Origin of the sequence: Streptomyces sp. CC0208 (assembly GCF_003443735.1) — a bacterium.
GTDB lineage: Bacteria > Actinomycetota > Actinomycetes > Streptomycetales > Streptomycetaceae > Streptomyces > Streptomyces sviceus.
In genome coordinates this window covers 259973-278272 of sequence record NZ_CP031969.1, presented here as the reverse complement: position 1 = coordinate 278272, position 18300 = coordinate 259973, and the positions used below count along the sequence as shown (strand labels likewise).

17 protein-coding genes and 1 pseudogene are annotated in these 18300 nt (G+C 69.8%); 6 read left to right on the top strand and 12 right to left on the bottom strand.

Features of this window, described 5'->3' with window-relative positions; all coding sequences use genetic code 11:
• Positions 1–1344, top strand: a complete 1344-nt coding sequence (locus D1369_RS01280) for a hypothetical protein (protein WP_037904057.1) — start codon at positions 1–3, stop codon at positions 1342–1344.
• The gene (locus D1369_RS01275) at positions 1341–2729 is read left to right on the top strand and encodes an acyl-CoA reductase (RefSeq protein ID WP_037902548.1); all 1389 of its coding nucleotides are present in this window, start codon (positions 1341–1343) and stop codon (positions 2727–2729) included. The genes D1369_RS01280 and D1369_RS01275 overlap by 4 nt, the downstream gene beginning before the upstream one ends.
• Before the next feature lie 192 nt (positions 2730–2921).
• Here D1369_RS01275 and D1369_RS01270 read toward each other — a convergent pair whose 3' ends face one another.
• From D1369_RS01270 to D1369_RS01250, 4 genes and pseudogenes are all read right to left on the bottom strand, one after another.
• Complete coding sequence (locus D1369_RS01270; protein ID WP_007386960.1) at positions 2922–3389, bottom strand: hypothetical protein; 468 nt, start codon at positions 3387–3389, stop codon at positions 2922–2924.
• A 133-nt stretch (positions 3390–3522) separates the two neighbouring features.
• Complete coding sequence (locus D1369_RS01265) at positions 3523–4512, bottom strand: hypothetical protein (RefSeq protein ID WP_037902550.1); 990 nt, start codon at positions 4510–4512, stop codon at positions 3523–3525.
• A 559-nt stretch (positions 4513–5071) separates the two neighbouring features.
• Positions 5072–5303 (bottom strand): annotated as a pseudogene (locus tag D1369_RS01255) (zinc-binding dehydrogenase); the annotation flags it as partial.
• A 34-nt stretch (positions 5304–5337) separates the two neighbouring features.
• Positions 5338–5805: a helix-turn-helix domain-containing protein gene (locus D1369_RS01250; protein WP_037902555.1), complete on the bottom strand. Its 468-nt coding sequence runs from the start codon at positions 5803–5805 to the stop codon at positions 5338–5340.
• A 92-nt stretch (positions 5806–5897) separates the two neighbouring features.
• Between D1369_RS01250 and D1369_RS01245 the strand changes: the two genes are divergently transcribed.
• On the top strand, positions 5898–6398 hold the full coding sequence (locus D1369_RS01245) for a PaaI family thioesterase (protein ID WP_007386964.1): 501 nt from the start codon (positions 5898–5900) through the stop codon (positions 6396–6398).
• A 294-nt stretch (positions 6399–6692) separates the two neighbouring features.
• On the opposite strand, the gene D1369_RS42775 is transcribed toward D1369_RS01245, so the two are convergent.
• From D1369_RS42775 to D1369_RS01225, 5 genes are all read right to left on the bottom strand, one after another.
• Positions 6693–6842, bottom strand: coding sequence for a hypothetical protein (locus tag D1369_RS42775; RefSeq protein ID WP_158680186.1), 150 nt, complete (start codon positions 6840–6842; stop codon positions 6693–6695).
• A 155-nt stretch (positions 6843–6997) separates the two neighbouring features.
• Positions 6998–7957, bottom strand: a complete 960-nt coding sequence (locus tag D1369_RS01240; RefSeq protein WP_037902558.1) for a sensor histidine kinase — start codon at positions 7955–7957, stop codon at positions 6998–7000.
• A complete protein-coding gene (locus D1369_RS01235; protein WP_007386967.1) occupies positions 7954–8736 on the bottom strand; it encodes an MEDS domain-containing protein in 783 nt (260 codons plus the stop codon). The genes D1369_RS01240 and D1369_RS01235 overlap by 4 nt, the downstream gene beginning before the upstream one ends.
• Before the next feature lie 537 nt (positions 8737–9273).
• Positions 9274–10242 carry a ferritin-like protein gene (locus tag D1369_RS01230; protein ID WP_082319513.1) on the bottom strand — a complete coding sequence of 323 codons (969 nt, stop codon included), beginning with the start codon at positions 10240–10242 and terminating at the stop codon, positions 9274–9276.
• A gap of 403 nt (positions 10243–10645) precedes the next feature.
• Positions 10646–12319: a carboxylesterase/lipase family protein gene (locus D1369_RS01225; RefSeq protein ID WP_007386970.1), complete on the bottom strand. Its 1674-nt coding sequence runs from the start codon at positions 12317–12319 to the stop codon at positions 10646–10648.
• A gap of 199 nt (positions 12320–12518) precedes the next feature.
• Between D1369_RS01225 and D1369_RS01220 the strand changes: the two genes are divergently transcribed.
• The gene (locus tag D1369_RS01220; RefSeq protein ID WP_240436034.1) at positions 12519–13184 is read left to right on the top strand and encodes a helix-turn-helix domain-containing protein; all 666 of its coding nucleotides are present in this window, start codon (positions 12519–12521) and stop codon (positions 13182–13184) included.
• 184 nt (positions 13185–13368) lie between these two features.
• Here D1369_RS01220 and D1369_RS01215 read toward each other — a convergent pair whose 3' ends face one another.
• Positions 13369–13932, bottom strand: a complete 564-nt coding sequence (locus D1369_RS01215) for a cysteine hydrolase (RefSeq protein ID WP_007386972.1) — start codon at positions 13930–13932, stop codon at positions 13369–13371.
• Between the two features lie 962 nt (positions 13933–14894).
• Here D1369_RS01215 and D1369_RS01210 point away from each other — a divergent pair.
• Together D1369_RS01210 and D1369_RS01205 are read left to right on the top strand one after the other, a co-directional pair.
• Complete coding sequence (locus D1369_RS01210; RefSeq protein WP_037902561.1) at positions 14895–15548, top strand: hypothetical protein; 654 nt, start codon at positions 14895–14897, stop codon at positions 15546–15548.
• Positions 15545–15982, top strand: a complete 438-nt coding sequence (locus D1369_RS01205) for a hypothetical protein (RefSeq protein ID WP_050789817.1) — start codon at positions 15545–15547, stop codon at positions 15980–15982. Before D1369_RS01210 ends, D1369_RS01205 begins: the two co-directional genes overlap by 4 nt.
• Here D1369_RS01205 and D1369_RS01200 read toward each other — a convergent pair.
• Together D1369_RS01200 and D1369_RS01195 are read right to left on the bottom strand one after the other, a co-directional pair.
• A complete protein-coding gene (locus D1369_RS01200) occupies positions 15955–16695 on the bottom strand; it encodes an EthD domain-containing protein (protein WP_007386976.1) in 741 nt (246 codons plus the stop codon). The two genes, D1369_RS01205 and D1369_RS01200, sit on opposite strands and share 28 nt — an antisense overlap.
• 139 nt (positions 16696–16834) lie before the next feature.
• Entirely contained in the window at positions 16835–18121 is a 1287-nt protein-coding gene (locus D1369_RS01195) for an MFS transporter (protein ID WP_037902563.1), read from the bottom strand.
• Positions 18122–18300: the final 179 nt, after the last annotated feature.

Genomic DNA, 18300 nt, shown 5'->3' with positions numbered 1-18300 from the left:
GTGCCAGGCGCACGCGAGCAGATCCGATCCCTCGCCCTTTCCGGGGACACCTTCGACCAACCCGCCGACGAACTGAAGGAGTTGCAGCTGGAGGCCGCCCGGGAGACCTTCACCGCCCACCGCGAGCGGGTTCCGTTGCTGCGCACCCGGGCGACGGAGACCGGCGTCGACGAGATCACCGGCCTCGACGACCTCGTGTCGCTGCTCTTCTCGCACACCAGCTACAAGTCCTACCCCGTCTCCCTCATCACCGCGGGCCGCTGGGACCGGCTCCTGCGCTGGTACACCACCGTGTCCGCCGTCGAACCCGGCGACGTGGACATGGACGGCGTCCGCGACATCGACGAGTGGACCGACCGCATCACCGCCGCCGGCCACCGCCCGTACATCACCAGCGGTACCTCGGGGAAGGTCTCCTTCCTCAACTGCGACGCCAGTGACCTGAGTTTCCTGCACGACATCCTCGAGAACCTCACCTGCTGGCCCGACCCCCTGCCGGCGAAGCCCACCCGCCGCGGCTATCTGCTCGCACCCGCGAGCGGCCCGATGCGCTCCATCGACGGTTTCCGCTGGCACGCCGACGTCTTCGCGCAGCCCGGCGAGACCAGGCTGCTCACCGAGGACCCTATGCGGGTGTCCGAGCTGATGAGCAGCGCACTGCTGCGCCGCCGGATCGCGGAGGGCGCCGCGACCCCGCAGGAGATCAGCTCCTTCGAGACCGTCTCCGAGTCCCGCGAGCGGGAACTGGGCGCGGCCATGGCCGAGATCGTCGACGACATCGCCGCGCACCGCGACGAACCACTGCTGATCGCCGGCATGAACAACCAGCAGTTCACCCTCATCCAGGCCCTGCGCGCCCGCGGCGTGGCCGACGGCAGCCTGCACCCGGACACGTTGGTGCTCAGCGGCGGCGGCAACAAGGGCCGCGCCCTCCCCGACGACTACCAGCAGCAGCTGACCGCCTTCTACGACGGCGTCCGCCGCGTACGCAGCTACGGCATGACCGAGCTCCAGGGCTCCTGCCTCGCCTGCGAGCAGGGCAACTACCATGTGCCGCCCTGGGTGATCCCCCTGGTGCTCGACGAACCCGGCGAAAAGCTGCTCAACCCCGGACACGGCGTCGTCGAGGGACGGTTCGCGTTCCTCGATGTCTCCCTGGAGGGCCGCTGGGGCGGGCTGATCAGCGGTGACCGGGTCTTCGTGGACTTCTCGCCGTGCGCCTGCGGCCGCCCGGGACCGGCGGTCCTGCCGGACATCCGGCGCTACGGCGACCTCGGCGGCGACGACAAGATCACGTGCGCCGCGACACTCGACTCCTACGTGCGGGGGATGATCCACGGATGAGCCGTACGACGCTCGACGGCACCGCGGCAGCCCCCGTGACCGTCGTCCACGTGGTCCGGGGCGAGGCCGACCGGAGCACCCCCGTCGACCGCGGCCGGTTCACCGCCCCGGCCCTGGACCTGGACCGCCTCGTGTGGCCCCGCACCGAACCCGGCCCCGCCTTCGACGTGCCCGTCGCGGAGATCGTCGACCTGCTGGTGGAGACTGGCGAGGCTCTCAAGGCGGACCGCGCAGGCCTGCTTGCCGAAGCCCTGGACCGGATGGTCCCGGTCAGCCCGCTGCCCGCGGAGGTGCTGGAGCGCGCATACGCCGTGCTGTGGCGCAGCTTCCAACGCCCCGGCCTGTACGCGCAGATCGACCACGAACTCGGCGGTGCGGACGTGCTCGACGGCTGGCGCGAGGTGCGCCTTCCCGACGACCGGATCGCGGCCACCCGCGCGTTCCCGCCCCGCCTGGTGCACATCATCGCGGGCAACGCACCCGGAGTCGCGGCGATGTCCGTCGTGCGCGGCGCGCTCACCAAGGGCGTCAACCTCCTGAAACTGCCCTCGAACGACCTGTTCACCGCGACCGCGATCCTGCGCACCATGGCCGCGGTCGCCCCCGGCCACCCGGTGGTGCGGTCGTTCTCCGCGGTGTACTGGCGCGGCGGCGACGAGGCGGTGGAGAGCGTGCTGTTCCGCCCGCAGTTCTTCGACAAGCTGGTCGCCTGGGGCGGCGAGGCCACCATCCGCAGCGCCCTGAAGTACGTCGGCCCGGGATTCGAACTCGTCTCCTTCGACCCCAAGACCTCCATCTCGATGATCGGCCGCGAGGCCTTCGCGTCCGAGGAGAGCCTGGCACGGGCGGCCGACGCGGGCGCCGCCGACGCCACCTTCTTCAACCAGCAGGCCTGCGTGGCCAGCCGCTTCCAGTTCGTCGAGGGATCCTGGGAGGACGCCGACCGCTACGCCGCCCTGCTGTGCGAACGACTCGGTGTGGCAAGGGAGTTCAGCTCGGCCGACGGCCCGCGGGTCGCCGCGGAACTGCGCGAGGAGATCGACGTCCTGCGGTCCATGGAACCCGAGTACCGAGTGTGGGGCGGCTACGACGGCCGGGGCCTGGTCATCCGCTCTCCCGAACCGGTGGACTTCCACCCCGACGGGAAGATCGTGAACGTCGTCCCGGTCGCCGCCCTGTCCGATGCCGTCACCCATGCCGGGGTCGCCACCCAGACGGTCGGCGTGTACCCCGACATCCGCAAGGCGGAACTGCGCGACGCCCTCGCCTGCGCCGGCGTACAACGCGTGGTCTCCCTCGGCAGGGCGGGCGGGATGCCACCGGGTCTCTCGCACGACGGCTTCTTCCCGCTGCAACGGCTCATGCGGTGGGTGAACGACGAGTGACGTTCCGCCCTCGCCGAACACCGGCCACCACGCGGCTCGTGGCCGTGCTCGCCAGCGGCCACGGTGGCGGGAGGAGTGTCACGCAGAACCGGCAGGTCTCCCCAGGCGGAAGACCGTGTGGACCGGGACAGTCCGCCGACGCGATGCCGACGGGCCGTCCCGGACGGAGAACTACGCTTGCTACAAGGGGCTTCAGCTGATGAAGGAACCCGGGGCGCAGGCGCTCGAGGTCACCCAGGTGTGCGACTCGATGGAGTTGTTCATGTTCACGTTGTTCGTGTAGTGGTTCCGGCTGAGGTCGTCCACGTACTTCTCGCCCGGCAGGAGGCAGCCGTACGAGGTGTCCGTGTAGTCCGCGAGCCAGTAGAAGGCCACGACGTCCTTGCCGCCGACGAATCCGCTGTTCATGACGGACGAGGCGCGGTTCACGTCGTTGCCCTGGAAGGGACCGAAGGCGTCACCCCACTCGGGGTCGCTGCCTGCGGTGACGCCGAGGAGTTCGCCGCCGCAGTCGGTGCCGTCCCAGGCGCGGACGTTGCCGTCGCGGCCGTGCGAGTTCCAGTTGGCGTTGCAGCCCGGGCCCGCGTGAGCGGTGGCCGGGATGGCGATGCCGAGGGCCGCCAGGCCCAGGGTGGCGACGGAGACGGTCAGCTTGCGCATGACGGATTCCTGTTCTGCTTGCGCCTCGTGGGAGGCGTGAAGGGATGGGGCGGGGTGACGCACCGCGAGCGTCGTCGCGGGGTCTGTCCGTGACGCAGGTGTCACGGATGTCTGGGGGCCGGCGCGTCCCGGATCAGGTGCGGGCCGGGACAGTGCGCTCGGCGACGGTCAGGGCGTGCCGCTGCATCCGCACGTGGGCGTCGAGGGCGTGGCCGTACTTCTTGGCCAGTTCGCCGACGTAGTGTGCCTCGCGTCGCTCGCCGATCGAGCGGAGGGAGACGGAGCGGGCGCAGGTGGCGTCGGCAACCGCGATCCGGGTCTCGTTCGCGAAGGTCCTGGCCTCCTCGGCCCGCGTCTGCTCCGCGCTGTGCTCGCGTGTGGACTGGCGCGCCGCGTCGGGGTCGGGGAAGGGGTGGCCCGCCTTGTTCATGCAGCGCGACCAAGCCCTGACCGCGCTCGTGAGCTCCTTGTCACGCAGCAGCTTGCCCACGTACAGGGGGCGCAGGTTTCTGACCGTCACGTCGGAGCGGAACCATGCCTCCGGATCGCCGTACAGCGTCTTCTCGGCCTGGCCGGCGCAGCCGCCGGACTGCTTGGTGATCGTGCCGCCGGACGGCGTCGGCGACTTCAGCACCACGGCGTCCCGGCCGCCGTCCATCGCGATGTCGAAGGCCTTCTGGCGTGAGCGGGAAAGGGACTCGCGGTAGGCGAGGTTGGGGTTGTGCAGGCGGGTGCGGTCTTCCTTCGCCGAGATCCGGCTGCCGTAGCCGTGCCTGCGCGCCCAGTCGACGTCGTCCTGGACATAGCCGACCGGTCGGCTCTCCTCCAGGCTCAGCGGCTTTTCCTCCCAGTAGCGGAAACCCTGCTTCCTCATGCAGAGCGTGATCAGGTGCTGCTCGGCGTCGGAGATCCGCAGGTCCTGGGCGTAGGTCAGCTTCTCGTCGGCTGCGGTGGCCTTCGCCTTCGCGGTCGGCGAGGCGCTGTGGGCCGCGTCCGTGTCTGCCGTGCATCCGGTCAGGACGAGCGAGACCAGCGCGGCGATCGCGCCCACCGTGGCGGTCGCGCGTCGCGTGCTGCGTCCACGCGGTACCACCGTCCGGCGTGGGGCGTCGGTGCGCTTCATCGGCATGCTCCCGGGGCGAGGTCGAACTGGCTTGCTCTTACGTGCCGTTGACGCCTCAGAAGGCACATCCGTATGCCCCTCGTACCGCAGTTTTTCTCCTCGCGCCGACGGTCATACGAGGGCGGCCCGCGGACCGTCTTCTCTGCGCCCAACGGCTCGCTCCGGGTGGCGGACCAGCGACCAACATGACGGCACCAGCCGCCTCGGGCGGAGTGGTCAAGTGAGCGGAGGCGACCGGCGGGGCGGCAGCGTCGTCCGTGGGGAGTTGGGGAGTGCGGGGCTATCGCTCCGACAGGTCCGACGGCGCCGGGCGGCCCCATTGTCTGATGGCCTTCAGCTGGGCTCGGAACGCGGACAACGAGATGTCCTTGTCGCGGTGGTGAGTGCGCTCCTTCAGCCGTTCCAGGAAGGCCCGTCCCGCCTGCCGACCGCCCTCGGTTTCGGTGAGGAAGAGGGAGAGCCTGGGATCCTGGCGGGTCAGGGCGCCCTTGAGCGTGGCCTGGAGGGTGAGCGCCGGGACCCTGTCGATGCCGGGGCCACCGGCGGGGCCTCGGGCCGACTCGAACGAGAACACGGTGTCGACGACGGGCCGGATCCTGTCGGCCTCGATGAGCGGAGTGAGCTCGCGCAGCTGGTCCCCGCTGGCCTTCATGAACAGGAACGAGTACGTCACGTTCCGCCGCCGGGCGCGTCGCCGGATCCGGAAACTCAGCGCGGACGTCACCAGCCGGATGACCGGATTCGCTGACGACTTCATAGTCGTGCAGGACCGTCTCGAACGCCTGCTTCTTCTGCCCATGTCCGGCGTCCGCATGACCGGTGTGCTCACGACCGGATGCGGGCACCGGGTCCGAGTCGGGCGGTGACTTCCGCGGCGGTAAGGGTGGAGTGCTCCGCGGAACACTCGACGACGACGCGGACCGGGGCGTCGCAGTCGGTGTGACGGATGTCCAGTACGGGCCCCTCGGGGCCGAGGGCGTACGCCTCGCCCCACTGGCTCAGCGCCATCAGGACAGGCCACAGATCCCAGCCCTTGCGGGTCAGGCGGTACTCGTTGCGGGAGCGGCTACCGGGCTCCTGGTAGGGGACGGTCTTCAGGATGCCGGCTGCGATCAGCTTCCGGAGGCGGTCGCTGAGGACGGCTTCCGAAAGGCCGATGTGGCGGTGGAAGTCGTCGAAGCGGCGGACTCCGTTGACGGCGTCACGCAGGATCAGCAACGTCCATTTCTCTCCGACCACGTCGAGCGTGCGCTGGACGGGGCAGTTCTCCGTGCTCGCCTCAAGCCACTCCATCCCGCCATCGTAAGGGTCTGGCTTCGGCATTGACAGTCAGGTGGGCGGGAAACTAGCTTCGTTTTCAAAAGTCAGACGGAAGGTGCCCGGTCGTGGGACGAACGCGTACGTATCAATGGGAAGATCCCGCGATCCTGGCGGAAGCCGCCGGACGCATGGCCGGCATCGACTTCCTGCGTGAGTTGCAGGCGGGGCGACTGCCGGGGCCGCCCGTCAATTACTCCATCGACTTCACTCTGAGCGAGGTGGAGCCCGGCAGAGCGGTCTTCTCCCTGACACCGGGTGAGGAGCACTACAACCCGATCGGCAGCGTGCACGGCGGCATCTTCGCCACCCTGCTCGACTCGGCGGCTGGTTGCGCAGTCCAGTCGACCCTTCCGCAGGGCGTTGCGTACACCTCGCTCGACCTCACGGTGAAGTTCCTGCGACGGATCACCGTGGACACGGGTACGGTACGCGCCATCGGCACGGTGGTCAGCAAGGGCCGTCAAACCGCCCTGGCCCAGGCGCAGTTGGTCGACGGCGCGGACCGTCTGCTCGCCCATGCCACCAGTAGCTGCATGCTGTTCCCGGTGCCTTCCTCGCAAGGGTGAGCCTCGGGACGACCGGTGGCGGTGTTCTGTGGACATACGCTGTGTTGCCTCATGTCGTGTTGCGGCTGAGGGAGTCAAGTGGCGTATTGGCGGCTGTTCTGGGTCGGTGACGGGGGCGATCCCGTTGCAGGCCGACCCGCCCCCGGCTGGGAGGACTTGGAGGCGCGCGAGCGGGCGCTCGGGCTGCGCGAGCGGCGGCAGATCCTCGTCTCGCCGGATGGCCGGGTCGATCCTCGGCTGAGTGAGTGCCTGCGCCGCTCGGCGTTCTCGGCCAAGGCGCAGGGATCGAGGCGTTCACCGAGTGGTGTCGACGAGGGTGCCGAGGACCATGCCGCCGGAACCGGCACCGCGACCCATCCTGCGCCGCATCTCGTAGTTCACCAGCGCGCCCTCGTAGTAGGCGGTGGCGTCCTGGACCGCCTGCGCGTAGGCAGCGGCATCCACGATCTGCGCAACCTCCCGTGGTGAACCCGCCCTGAAGCTCCGGGTCGGTCGATCCACGCCCGCGGGCGTGGAGGTCGCGCAGAAGCACGTCGGCATGCCGGCAGACACCGTGCACGCCAATGCGTCCAGTTGGTTCAGGCCGCGTGTGCGTCTGGTCAGCCGGTGAGACAGGTGTGGAGGCGGATCGTGGTGCCGGTGTCGGGGGTGGAGCGGATTTCGACGAGGTCGCAGAGTTGGTGGGCGAGCCACAGGCCCCGCCCGCCGGCCTGGGTGCTGGTCGGCCTGTGCCGTCCCGCCAGGGGGTCCGCGATGTAGCCGGCGTCGCGGAACTCGCACACCAGCCGCTGTTCCTCGCTCCAGGTGCGCAGCGTGCCGTGTCCGCCGCCGTGGCGGATGCTGTTGGTGGCGATCTCGGTGGCGGCCAGCTGCAGCTCGCGCAGTCGGCGGTCGGCGAGTCCGAGCTGTTCGGCGCAGGCCGAGATCTTCTCCCGCAGGGCGGGCAGGTCACCGCTGGCGTAGATGAATTCCTCGTAGGGGTCGCACGGGTGGCTCAGCGGAATGAAGTCGAACGGCGCCTGCGGGTCGTAGTCCGTGCACGGTGTGCTGCGTCCGCCCGAGCGGATCTGGGGGTGGCAGCGGGTCAGCTGCCCCAGGGCGGCCTTGTCGCCGGCGGTGTCGTAGGGGCACAGCAGCCACCAGGCCGGGCCGTCGGCGAAGGCCTTGTTCAGCAGCCACTCGTGATAGCGCAGCTGTTCCGCCTGCGCCGGGCTGCGTACTTCGGCCCAGGGGGATTCGCCGATCCCTCGCACGGGCCGGCCCCCTGCGGCCTGCTCCTTGATCCAGTCCTGCCAGGCTCCGATGAGCCGGCCCGGGTGGTGCGCCACGGCGCTGGTGTCGACGTAGCGGACGGTGCCGTCTTCGGGCACCTGGGAGCGCAGCAGGGATGCCTTGTCCTCCGGGACGGCCACCACGACAGCCTCACCGTCGTCGAGGGCTTCCTGGATGAAGCCGACGGTGCCCTGCAGGAATTCGTCGCGGCCCGTGTACGGGTACAGCTCGTGCCGGTACCCGGCCTGCGCCGACGGGGGAGTGTCGGAATGCGAGGGGAGGGTCACAGCGCCATCACCACCGGGATCGAGGGGACGGCGAAGCCGGACAGCTCCCACGCCAGCCGGACCGTTTCGTTCGTGCCTTCCAGGACGACTTTGCGATCGGGAAGGTGCCGGGAGGCGTCGGCCAGGGTCCCCATTGCGGCCGCGTCGAAGAACTCCAGGCCGTGGCAGAGCAGGCGCACGGTCGCGCTCTGTGCGAGCAGCGTGCACAGGACCGCACCGAAAGCGTCGGCGCCTTCGGCGTCGATGACCCCGTTCACCGTCCAGCCTTCCTTTCCCGTCCGGTACACCTGGAATGCGGGTGATGACGGACGGCTGCCCAGGTGGTGGGGGTGCACACACCTGATTTCTTCCAGTGTAGAAGCGTCCCACTCGGCACCCCGGTAGGCGCAGACCACCAGGGCGCCGCTGGCGGCGGCGAACTCCTCCAGATCCAGCTCACTGCGCAGTAGCTCCTCAGAGCCCTCGGGCCACGCCCCAGGGGTCACGTGGTGCAGTACGCGCAGAGATCGGTACCCCTCCCGTCCGGCGTTCTCCGCCTCGCGGCGCACCGCGGCGATCAGGGGGCCGTCCAGTCGGGCCGGGTCGAGCACTGTCTGGGCGAACTGGCCTGCCGTCTGCATGGCCGGGCCGACGATCATCACCTTGTCGCCGAACAGGGCCCCGTCCGCGACGAAGGCCCGGCTACGGTCCATGACATCCTCGGCCGGCCCCATCAGCTGGCAGACGTGATCACCGGTACCGGCCTCGTCGAGTGTGGCCAGGGTGCGCGCCGCTCTCACCGATCCTCCCTCGTTTTGGTGCGCTCACCCTACTGACTTACCCCTCTCGGCGTCGGGGCGGGCAGCCTCGGCAGGCGACGCGCGCACCCACACAGCAGGGCCAGGAGGGGCGCGTGAGTGAGCGCGTCGCCGTTGCGGAGCCGTCTGCGGGGTTTTCGCGCGAGCAGGGGATCCGCAGGTTCTCGACGGCGGCGGTCGGATACGGGCGTTCCACCCCACCCTGGGGTCGCGGTCACTGGTGCTCGGATGAGGCTTGGCGGCGGGACAGGGCCAGCCTGGAGAGGAAGCTGAAGTCGTCGATCCGGGGGACGCCGTTGGAGACGACCCGGACGGGGCCGGGAATCCCTGCCGCAGGGGCCCTGCGCCCAGAAAGCGCTGACCGAGCCGTCCAGCAGGCCAAAAGCCACCCGCGGCCAGGACGCCGACGTCCACGAGATGCCGTTCGCGGCTTGGTCGTCGAAACCGGGCCCGTCACGACCTCATCGGTCAGCTCATGGCGACGTACGGCGAACAGACCGACGACTCCGCGCACAGGACCTAGGAGAGCGGGTGGAACTGCGGGCCGTACGTGCTCCGGGTCCCGGGGATCTTGGTCTCCATGAGCCGCACGGCGGGCTCCTCCAGGGCGCGCATGGCGTGGATGGCCGCACCCAGGGCGCGGGGGCCGCCGTCGGCCCAGGCCGCGTCGAGGGAGGCCAGCACGGTGGTGTAGGTGTTGTCGAACCTGTCCAGGAGTTTCCGCACCGGCGCCGACGGCCGGGGCCAGCCGCCGGCGGGGACCCGGGCCATGGGCCGTGCGGGCGGGAACGGAACGGGCGCTCCGGTGAACGTCCAGCCATCGGCGGTCTGGCGCAGTTCCCGTCCGTGGTAGATCTCGGCGAAGGCGTAGTAGTGGGCCGGGTGGTCGTCGGTGAAGGAGTCGGCCGGGGAACTGCTCGTGCCCTCGCCCTGCTCCCTGATGATGTCGATGGAGCGCTCTACGTCGAGGAGGGTCTCGACGGGGTGCAGATCGTCGGAGCCGATGCGGGCGGTCAGCTGTCCGCGGGCCGACAACTGCGGGGCCACGGTCCGAAAGCCGTCGAGCATGGCGCCGTAGAAGTCGCCGACGGAATGCGTGACACTGTCGCTGAGGGCCAGCGGTTCCTCGGGGGCCTCGATGGACATCATCATGTGCACCAGGGACTTGGTGAGACCCGACAGGTACACGGTCACGCCTTCGCGTACGCCGCCGGGCAGCGGGCCGGGGTAAGTGGGCGCCGCCGCCCTGATCCGGGGCTGCCCGCCCACGGCCACGAGCAGGTTGCACACCACGCCCAGGTGGTACATCTCGTCGTCGATGATGCGCCGGATCAGTCGCGCGGCCTGCGAGCTGCGGTCCGTGATGGACCACCAGCCGCACAGGTACGGCGGGATGGTGGACAGTTCCAGCTCCACAGCGACCTGAAGCGCCGACCGGAGCCAGTCGACGCCGCGACCGGCCTCGGGGACGGCCAGCAGGCGCGCCACGCAACCGACCGGCGGCGGCTCCGGTGGCCCGCTGCGGAGGCTCGCAGCGGCCGACGCCGGTGCGGCTGCCGCGATGGCCGGCGCACCGGCTGCCACGGCAGTAGTGGCCAGGAAACTCCGGCGCTTGAACACAGCCCCAGCCGGCCTCTCCACGTCTTCCCTCACACCATCACCCTCGCCTCGCAGTCACGGCCCCGCCATGCCGAAGGCATACGGGTCCTCGGATCAGCTCGCGAAGCTAGCAGGCATCACCCCAGATGAGAGCGTTGACGTGCGAGGACGGCGCCACCGCCACCCTGTCAGGCCAACCCGGCAAGGTTCTTGGCGGGCATGCCCCGGCCTCCCTGGTTCCGGCGCGCAGCGCATGGCGAAGAGGAGGGCTCGTCGTCGGGCCGGACAGAACTCAATTGGCGATGGTGTTCCAAAAGCCACACTGGTGTTCCTGGGCGAGATCGGTCCGTTCCGTCCTCCCCGGTCGCAGCGACTGGACGTACCGGCCGGTGCCGAACCGGGGCCAGGGCGCCGCGCCGGGTCCGTTCGGGTCGCCCGTGTGGGCGAAGCGGGCCCAGTAGCGCATCATCGTGTCCGCGAGTTGGTGCTGAGCGGGTGTGGCCGGACCGGGGAGCTGCTCGTCGTCGAAGAGGTACTGCAGCTCGCTGCCGTGGAACGCCCCCGTGGGGAAATTGGGTTTCTTGAGGGTGCTGAACCAGGGAGCTTCGTCGTCGTCGAACTCGTAGGCGTAGGTCGGCACATGCCGGTCCAGGGTCCGGTCCCGGTCGAGGACCGTGCACCCCCAGGCCCAGTCGGTGACGACGGTGGACAGCGCCTCGCCCGGGGATCGGAAGCGGTCGGCGGGGTAGCGGGCCAGGACGCGGGCCGCGTCGGCGGGCGCGAAAAGTGCCTGGATCTCCTGCCGGTAGCCGGCGTCGGTCGTCGTCTCGCCGGTCGCGGCTTCAATGGCGGCGGTGAACAGGCGATGTTCGTCCCGGGTCGTTCCCTGGATGATGGGGACCCGGCGGAAGTGGCCGGTGGCGAACGCCTGTTCCGGGCTCATGGGCAGCATGCCGCCGCCAACGGCCGGTCCGGAGCCGAGTCCGGAGTCGGACCACTTGACGAGTTCCTCCACGGGCTTGGCGCGCAGACAGGCCGCTGCTGTTCGCAGGGCGGAGCAGCCGACCTTGGCCGCCACGTCAAGCCCGTGCCGCTCGCGCTCCGCGCGCGGCAGCGGGAACCAGGTCGCCGGACCCGGTGACCATTTACGTCCCGTGCACTGGGCGCTTTGCAGGATGGCCTGGTGGAAGAGGCCCGCTGACTCCGGCGCCACGAGATGCGCGCAGATGCTGGTGCCGCCCGCCGACTCGCCGAAGAGCGTGACATTCGCCGGGTCGCCGCCGAACGCCGCCGCGTTGCGCTGCACCCACCGCAACGCGGCCTGCTGGTCCTCCAGGCCGAAGTTGCCCGACAGGTGCTTGGCCGGACCGTGGTCGAGCGCGGGATGGTCGAGGAATCCGAAGACGCCGAGCCGGTAGTTGAAGCTGACCACGATCACCTTGCCCGTACGGGCCAGGCGTTGTGCGTCGTAAAGGCTCCCCGCGCCGTTGATGTAGCCGTTGCCGTGGATCCACACCATCACCGGCAGAGCGCGGGTACTGCTGCGCACGGGCGTGGTGACGTTCAGGTACAGGCAGTCTTCGGTGCTGCTCTGCTGGTCGATGAGCCCTGCTGCCTGTGCACACCGGTTGCCGGGTTCGGTGGCGGACCGTACGCCTGACCAGGACGCAGCCGGTTGGGGCGACGCCCAGCGCAGGTGCCCGACCGGCGGGGCGGCGTAAGGGATTCCCTGGAACATCCGGGTGTCCGTGCCGAGGCCACCTTCGACCAGGCCGGCGTCCGTCCTGACCACTGTGGCAGGACGGCCTCGGCCGGCCTCGGTGCGATGCGCGGCCTTCGACGATCCGGCTGCGCCGCTGATCATGGCGCCGCAGAGCAGGGCGGTCAGCAGGGCCCGTAAGCGCGGCCGCACCGTCACGTGCGATCTGCGGTGCGTGGGTGAGAGGTCCTGGCCCAGGGGATTCACGGACGTTCACATCCTCAGTGATTCGTGTGTGGGTCACACTAATATAAAGTGTGAGGGGCGCACGAAGTCAATGCCCCCGGGCTGACATGGAGATGACCCGATGCCGACAAGTGACGATGAGCAGCTCCCACCTGGCCTCGCCCTGGCATGGGGGCTGCCCGTCAAGACCGGACGACTGGGCCGGAAGCCCTCGCAGAGCGTGGAGGGAGTCGTCGAAGCAGCCGTCGCACTGGCTGACGCGGAAGGCTTCGCGGCCCTGTCCATGCCGAACATCGCCAAGCGGGTGGGTCTCACCGCCAACGCGATCTACCGGTACGTCAGCTCGCGGGACGAACTGCTGGTGCTCGTCGCGGAGACCGCGTGGGGTCCGGCGCCGGACCTGGAAACCGGTCCGGACCAGTGGCGAGCCGCGGCCGCCACCTGGACCAGGGCAATGATCGAGCGATGCGAAACTCATCCATGGCTGCCCGACCTGCCCATCCGCGGTGCGCCCGCGACCCCGAACCTGCTGCGCTGGACAGAAGTGCTGCTGGAAGCGCTCACCGGCGCCGGGCTGAGCCCGGCCGAATCGCTAGGGTGTGCGCTCCTGCTTGACGGCTACGCGCGGCGAATCGCCAGTGCCCGCCGCGATGTGCGCGACAGCAGTGCGGCGCCGGTTCAGTCCGCCGCCGTGGCACGGTTCCTTCAACCGCTCCTGCACGAGCACGGATATCCCATTCTGGCGTCCATGATGACGAACCACGAATACGACGACGGCATCGGCGACGACGACGTGGACTTCGGCCTGACCCGGATCCTGGACGGAATCGAGGTACTGATCGCTCGACGAACACAAGAGCTGCGGCCACGGCACACGGACGAGTGAGTGCACCGCACAGTCCGGGCGCCCGTCCACTGCGACCGGCTGTCCCGGTCGCAGGTTTCGGCGCCGGTGGGCGCGCCATCAGGGCCACTGGGCGACGACTCCGCGGGCGAGGGACCGGTTCCGCCCGGACCGTCGAGATCCTGTAGGACCCCACACGGTCCGACCGGGGCCGGCCGGCCTCCCGCTATTGCGGTGCGATGGCCTTGATCCAGTCCTCGACGGCGACCACATCCGCCCACTGCGGGAACAGCTTCTCGATGAGCATGCGATGCACCTCGGGATCGGTGTCGAGGCAGGCATCCGCCAGGACGGTGAGGTCGAAGTCCAGGTCGATGGCGTGCCACAGGGTGGACAGCACCACAGCACTGGTGGCGATGCCGGTGAGGACGAGACTGTCGATATCGCGAGCCCTGAGCACCAGGTCGAGGTCGCTGCCCGAGAACGCGCTGCCCCGCCTCTTGGTGACCACGACATCGCCCTGCCGGGGCGCGACGGCGTCGTGGATCTCGGTGCCAGGGGCACCCTCGGTGAACAGGCCGGCCCGGACGGCGTTTGTCATCACCCGGTTGCGGGGGCTGACTTCCGGATCGCCCGGCCGTAACCCGAGCACCACGTAGATCACGGTGATACCTGCAGCCCGGGCACCGTCGATCGCCCGGCGCAAGCGGGGCAGATATCCGGAACCGTCATCGGCGATGGCCACGACGTCCCGTTGGACGTCCATCACCAGAAGTGCTCTGTTCGCCATGCCTGCTGTCCCTTCTCCGTGGGGAAACAGGAGCAAGTCTGGTGGACCAACCGAGCTTCGGTGGAGTTTCCGGAGACCGTCGCGGGGTCACGCCCGGATCGCCCCACGACCAGTCAGATCTCCGGGGCCATGCGATGACGGTTTGGATGGGCACGGAGCCGAGGTGAGGTGAACGCCAGGGCCCGGTTGTCGCGTCCGGCGCTCATGTGGTCGAGCCAGCGCTGGTACCTCGGGCGAGGCGATCGCCCGGGAGTTCGAGCGGTATCTGCGGCGCCGGGACGGCGGCCAGCCGGGTGCTTCTCCTCGCCGAAGGAGTGGCTGCGCAGCGGTTGGAACGGGATCGCGGTCAGCTTGCGACGCAGGCGGGGTATGCGCACAGGGGCGAAGTCGTCCAAGTCCGGGGACAGTTCAGCAGCTGGGTTCTCGTACGGGGACCAACTGCGCCCTTCGTCGTCCCCTTCTTCGAGCGTGCCGATGACAGGACGGTCCTGGCCATGATCGGATGGTCGAAGGGACACCCCAGAACCTGCGGCAGGTCCGTTCCTTGAGGTGCGCGCAGATCGGGTCCCGTGCGTACAGTTGCGCCCGGGAAGCATCGCCATGGAGCCGTCGTCGTACCTCTCGTTCCTGCGGGGTCACGCCCCTGCCCCGCGAGGCGGCACGGATCGGATCCGTCGTTCCAGTCGCACCTCTGCTCGGGACAGGGAGTGCAACCGGGGCGCCATGCGTGCCGGCGGGACCAGTTGAGGAAGAATCGCGGCAACATCCAGCGGCCGTGGTGGAGTGACAGGCGTGACATTCGAAACCACGATCTGCCAACTGCCTTTGACACGAAGCTGGCAGCCGCCCCTGGCACTCTCCCCACCCAAGTCGCCGTCCGAGGGCGGAAGGCATCAGCGGGCCACTGGACCTCTCACGACCTCTCACGCCGCCGATGTCAGCCGCCGCGTCCCGGAGAACCAATGAAGCTAGCCATCACGATCCACGAAGCACGGCTCGGAACCGCGGAGTTCAAGGTCATCCGACCTGCCCGGCCCCTGGTCCACGCAGTACTCATCGACCACGATCGGCACCTGGACACCTACCTCGATCAGGACGCCGCCCGGCGAATCGGTGCGCTGTGGAAACTCGCTGCCTCGTCACCGCGCTCGCTGGTCCACCTGCAGATGCGGGGGAACCGTGGGCCCTCCCGCGAGCTGCCGGAAGACGGCACACGGCAGCTTGATCTCGTGCTGCTGCACCACTCGCTCCAGTTCGCACCCTCGCGCTGGAAGGAAGTGCGAGGCCGGCTCGGCCCCGGGCGTCCACAGACCGTCACGCTGCCCGGCCCAGAACACACCGACGAAGCCGTGATTGATCACGAGGCACGGCACTACCAGGAGAACCGGGATCTGTTTCACCAGCATCTCCGCGCCGAGACTCTCTTCATGACCGGCAGCGCGAAGGCATTCAGGGACACCGCCCGGCACTTCTTCGACGTCGCCCGGAACGGCCCCGGATACGTCCCCGTCCATCCGAGCCGTCCGCACTTCTGCACCGAGTTCCACTCGAACGACGGCATTCTCGGCGATGCGCGCGAGATTCACATCGAGTACCGCGACCAGTGGGACTCATGATCCATCACCCCGACCGACAGGACCCGCCGACCACGACGTTCAACGATCACCTTCAGCACCTCGTCGGGGGTGCCCTCGCCTCCATCTCAGCTGCCGACGCAGGCGACATATACGCTGTCTCCTTCCTCATCCACAACGAGGACGACGACCCTCGCCAACCGACCTTGACGGTCGGCTACAACACTGAGACTCAGGCCCGACGCAGCATCCGGGACGCCTCTGAGCAGGCGGAAGCACGTTGGAACTACGCCTTCTGGCTCCAGAACGAGCTGACTGTGGTCGGCGACCTGACCAGCGACCCCGCCGGGCCCACCGCTCGCCAGAACTGGATCAGCGACCTCGGACTCCGGTACGGCGAGCCGACCGACCACGCCTCTGAAGATTCAGTCGCCGGGCCACTGGCTGCTCAGAAGACGGTCACCTCGCGGCAGTAGAGGACGAACGAGCGGGACGGGTCGTAGAAGCCGCCGGCCTGTGCGGACCAGTCCCGCAGCGAACGCTCGTAGGAAGGGAAGTGGGTCAGGGCCTCGTCCGGAGAGTCGTAGTACAGGGCGCCGACTCCCGCGTAGGCGGGCTCGCCTCCGCCGCCGAAGTGGCGCAGCGCGTTCTCGGCCCCCGGGGTCTGCCCGTGCTGGACACACCCGCGCAACGCCTTCGTATGGGGCGCCCCTTCGGTGATGACCTCCTCATGGGCGGCCCGCCACCGCCCGGTGACGTCGGCCGGGAGCAGTCCTTCAGACACGTGGAGGAAGTGCAGTACCTTCACGTGGCCCTCGTCCCCGGCCGACGCCGGCGGGGGCATGAGCACCGCGGGGCGGGTCAGCAGGGCCAGGGCGCTGGGCAGGTCGTTGAAGTGGGCGCCGTCGGGGCCGATGACCTCGCGCGAGTACGGGTCGGACATCGTGGTGGCCAGCGCCTCCATGCTGGTGAACTGCAGCTCGGTGACGGAGTCCCGGCCGAACTCGGTGCGGTACACCGGGTCTTCCGCGCTGCCGAAGGACGCGTCGAACACGTGGTTCTGTATGTAGCGCCGGATCTGAAGCGGGTTCGCGGCAGCCAGCGCTCCGTGCACCTCGTGGAGGTAGCGCAGGAACGCCTGGTGTGTCATGCCCGGCTTGCGGCGGATGGCGGCGATCAGGTTCAGCATGTCTCTCCGGTGCGACGGTGCGACGTTGCGCTGGTGCGACGTTGGGCCACCAGGACGGCGGGCGATCGGTGTCACGGGGACCTCCGCGACGCCGATCCCGACAGGCGGTGCCTTCGCGGTGGTCCGGCACCGCCTCGGCTCAGCCCGCCAATTGCCGGACCGGTTCGGGGGCGGCCTGCGTACGGCGTCGTCGGGCGGCGAGGCCGAGCGCGACGGTGGCTGCGGCCCCGGCGAGGGCGAGTACGCCCAGGGCGTTGGCCCGAGTGCCGACGGCGGAGGCGAGGGCGAGGACCACGAGTGGGCAGATGAACTGGCCGAGGAAGAAGGAGCCGGTCCACAGGCCGGTGCCGCGGCCACGGTCTTCGAAGTCGAGCAGGGACATGGCGAGGGTGAGCAGGCTCGGCAGCATGATGCCGCCCCCCAGACAGTTGATCACGGCACCGAGGGTCAGCACGACGGGATCGGGGGCGAGCCAGATCACCGCGAAGCCGAGGGTGCACAGGGCGAAGGCGGTGGGCAGCCAGTCCCGCGGGCTGCGGCCGGACCTGGTGAAGAGGACCGCGCCGATCACGATCGCGGCGCTGGAACCGGCGCTGGCCAGCCCGATCACCGCGGTGTTGCGCACGCCCATGTCGTCAAGGAGGAACGCCATCTCCACCTGGACGGTGTAGAAGAGGACGGCGCCGAAGACGGTCAGCGCGCAGGTGCCTGCCAGCGGACGCCAGGGGAAGGGCCGCGCGGCGACCGGCTCCGCGGTGGTGGGGGAGAGGGCGTCCGCGAGGCCGTGCGGTCGGGGCCGGGGCAGGAAGGCGGCCATGGCGGGGGCGAGCAGCAGGCTCACGGCGTAGGCCCAGAACGGCATGCGCCAGCCGGCCGATCCGGCCGCGCCGCCCAGGACGAAGAAGGCCGTCGCGGAGATCGCGGCGCACATCGTCTGCATCGCGAGGTAGCGGTCGCGTTGCCGGCCGGAGTAGTAGTCGCCGAGCAGCGTGGTGCAGCAGGTCATGATGGCGGCTTCGGTGACGCCGACGAGGGCGCGGCTGGCGACGATGGCGACGAGGGAGTCCAGCCACAGGGGAGCGGTGCCGAGGATCGCGTACACCACGGTCGCGACGACGAGCAGGCGTTTGCGGCCGAGCCGGTCCACGAGGACGCCGGCGAAGGGAGCCAGCAGCGCCAGCGACAGGGCGGGGATGGTCAGCGCCATGGGGACGAGCGCGTCCACGCCCGGCACGTCGGCGAAGTGGTCCTGCATCTGCGGCAGGACGGGGGCGATGAGCACGGCGCCGAGGATGGGCAGACAGGCACCGGCCATCAGGAGCGTCAGGCGAAGCCGGTGGCCGGGGCCGGACACGATCTGCTCGGGCGGGGCGTCCGCGGCCGCGTCGGACGGCGGGGCGGGGAGCGGGGACACGGGTGCAGGCATGCGGAAACTCCACGTGGCGTGTCGGGAGGGGAGCGGGCTGGGGCGGCCGTTGTGCACGGACCGTCCGGTACCCGTGGCGGCCTCGGAGCGGGGTGCCGATGGCCGCCGGGCGTCGCGGCGGATGGGCTCGCCGGGCGCCTGCGCGGTCCCGGCGGTGGGGGAGGGGGCGGCTCCTGCGC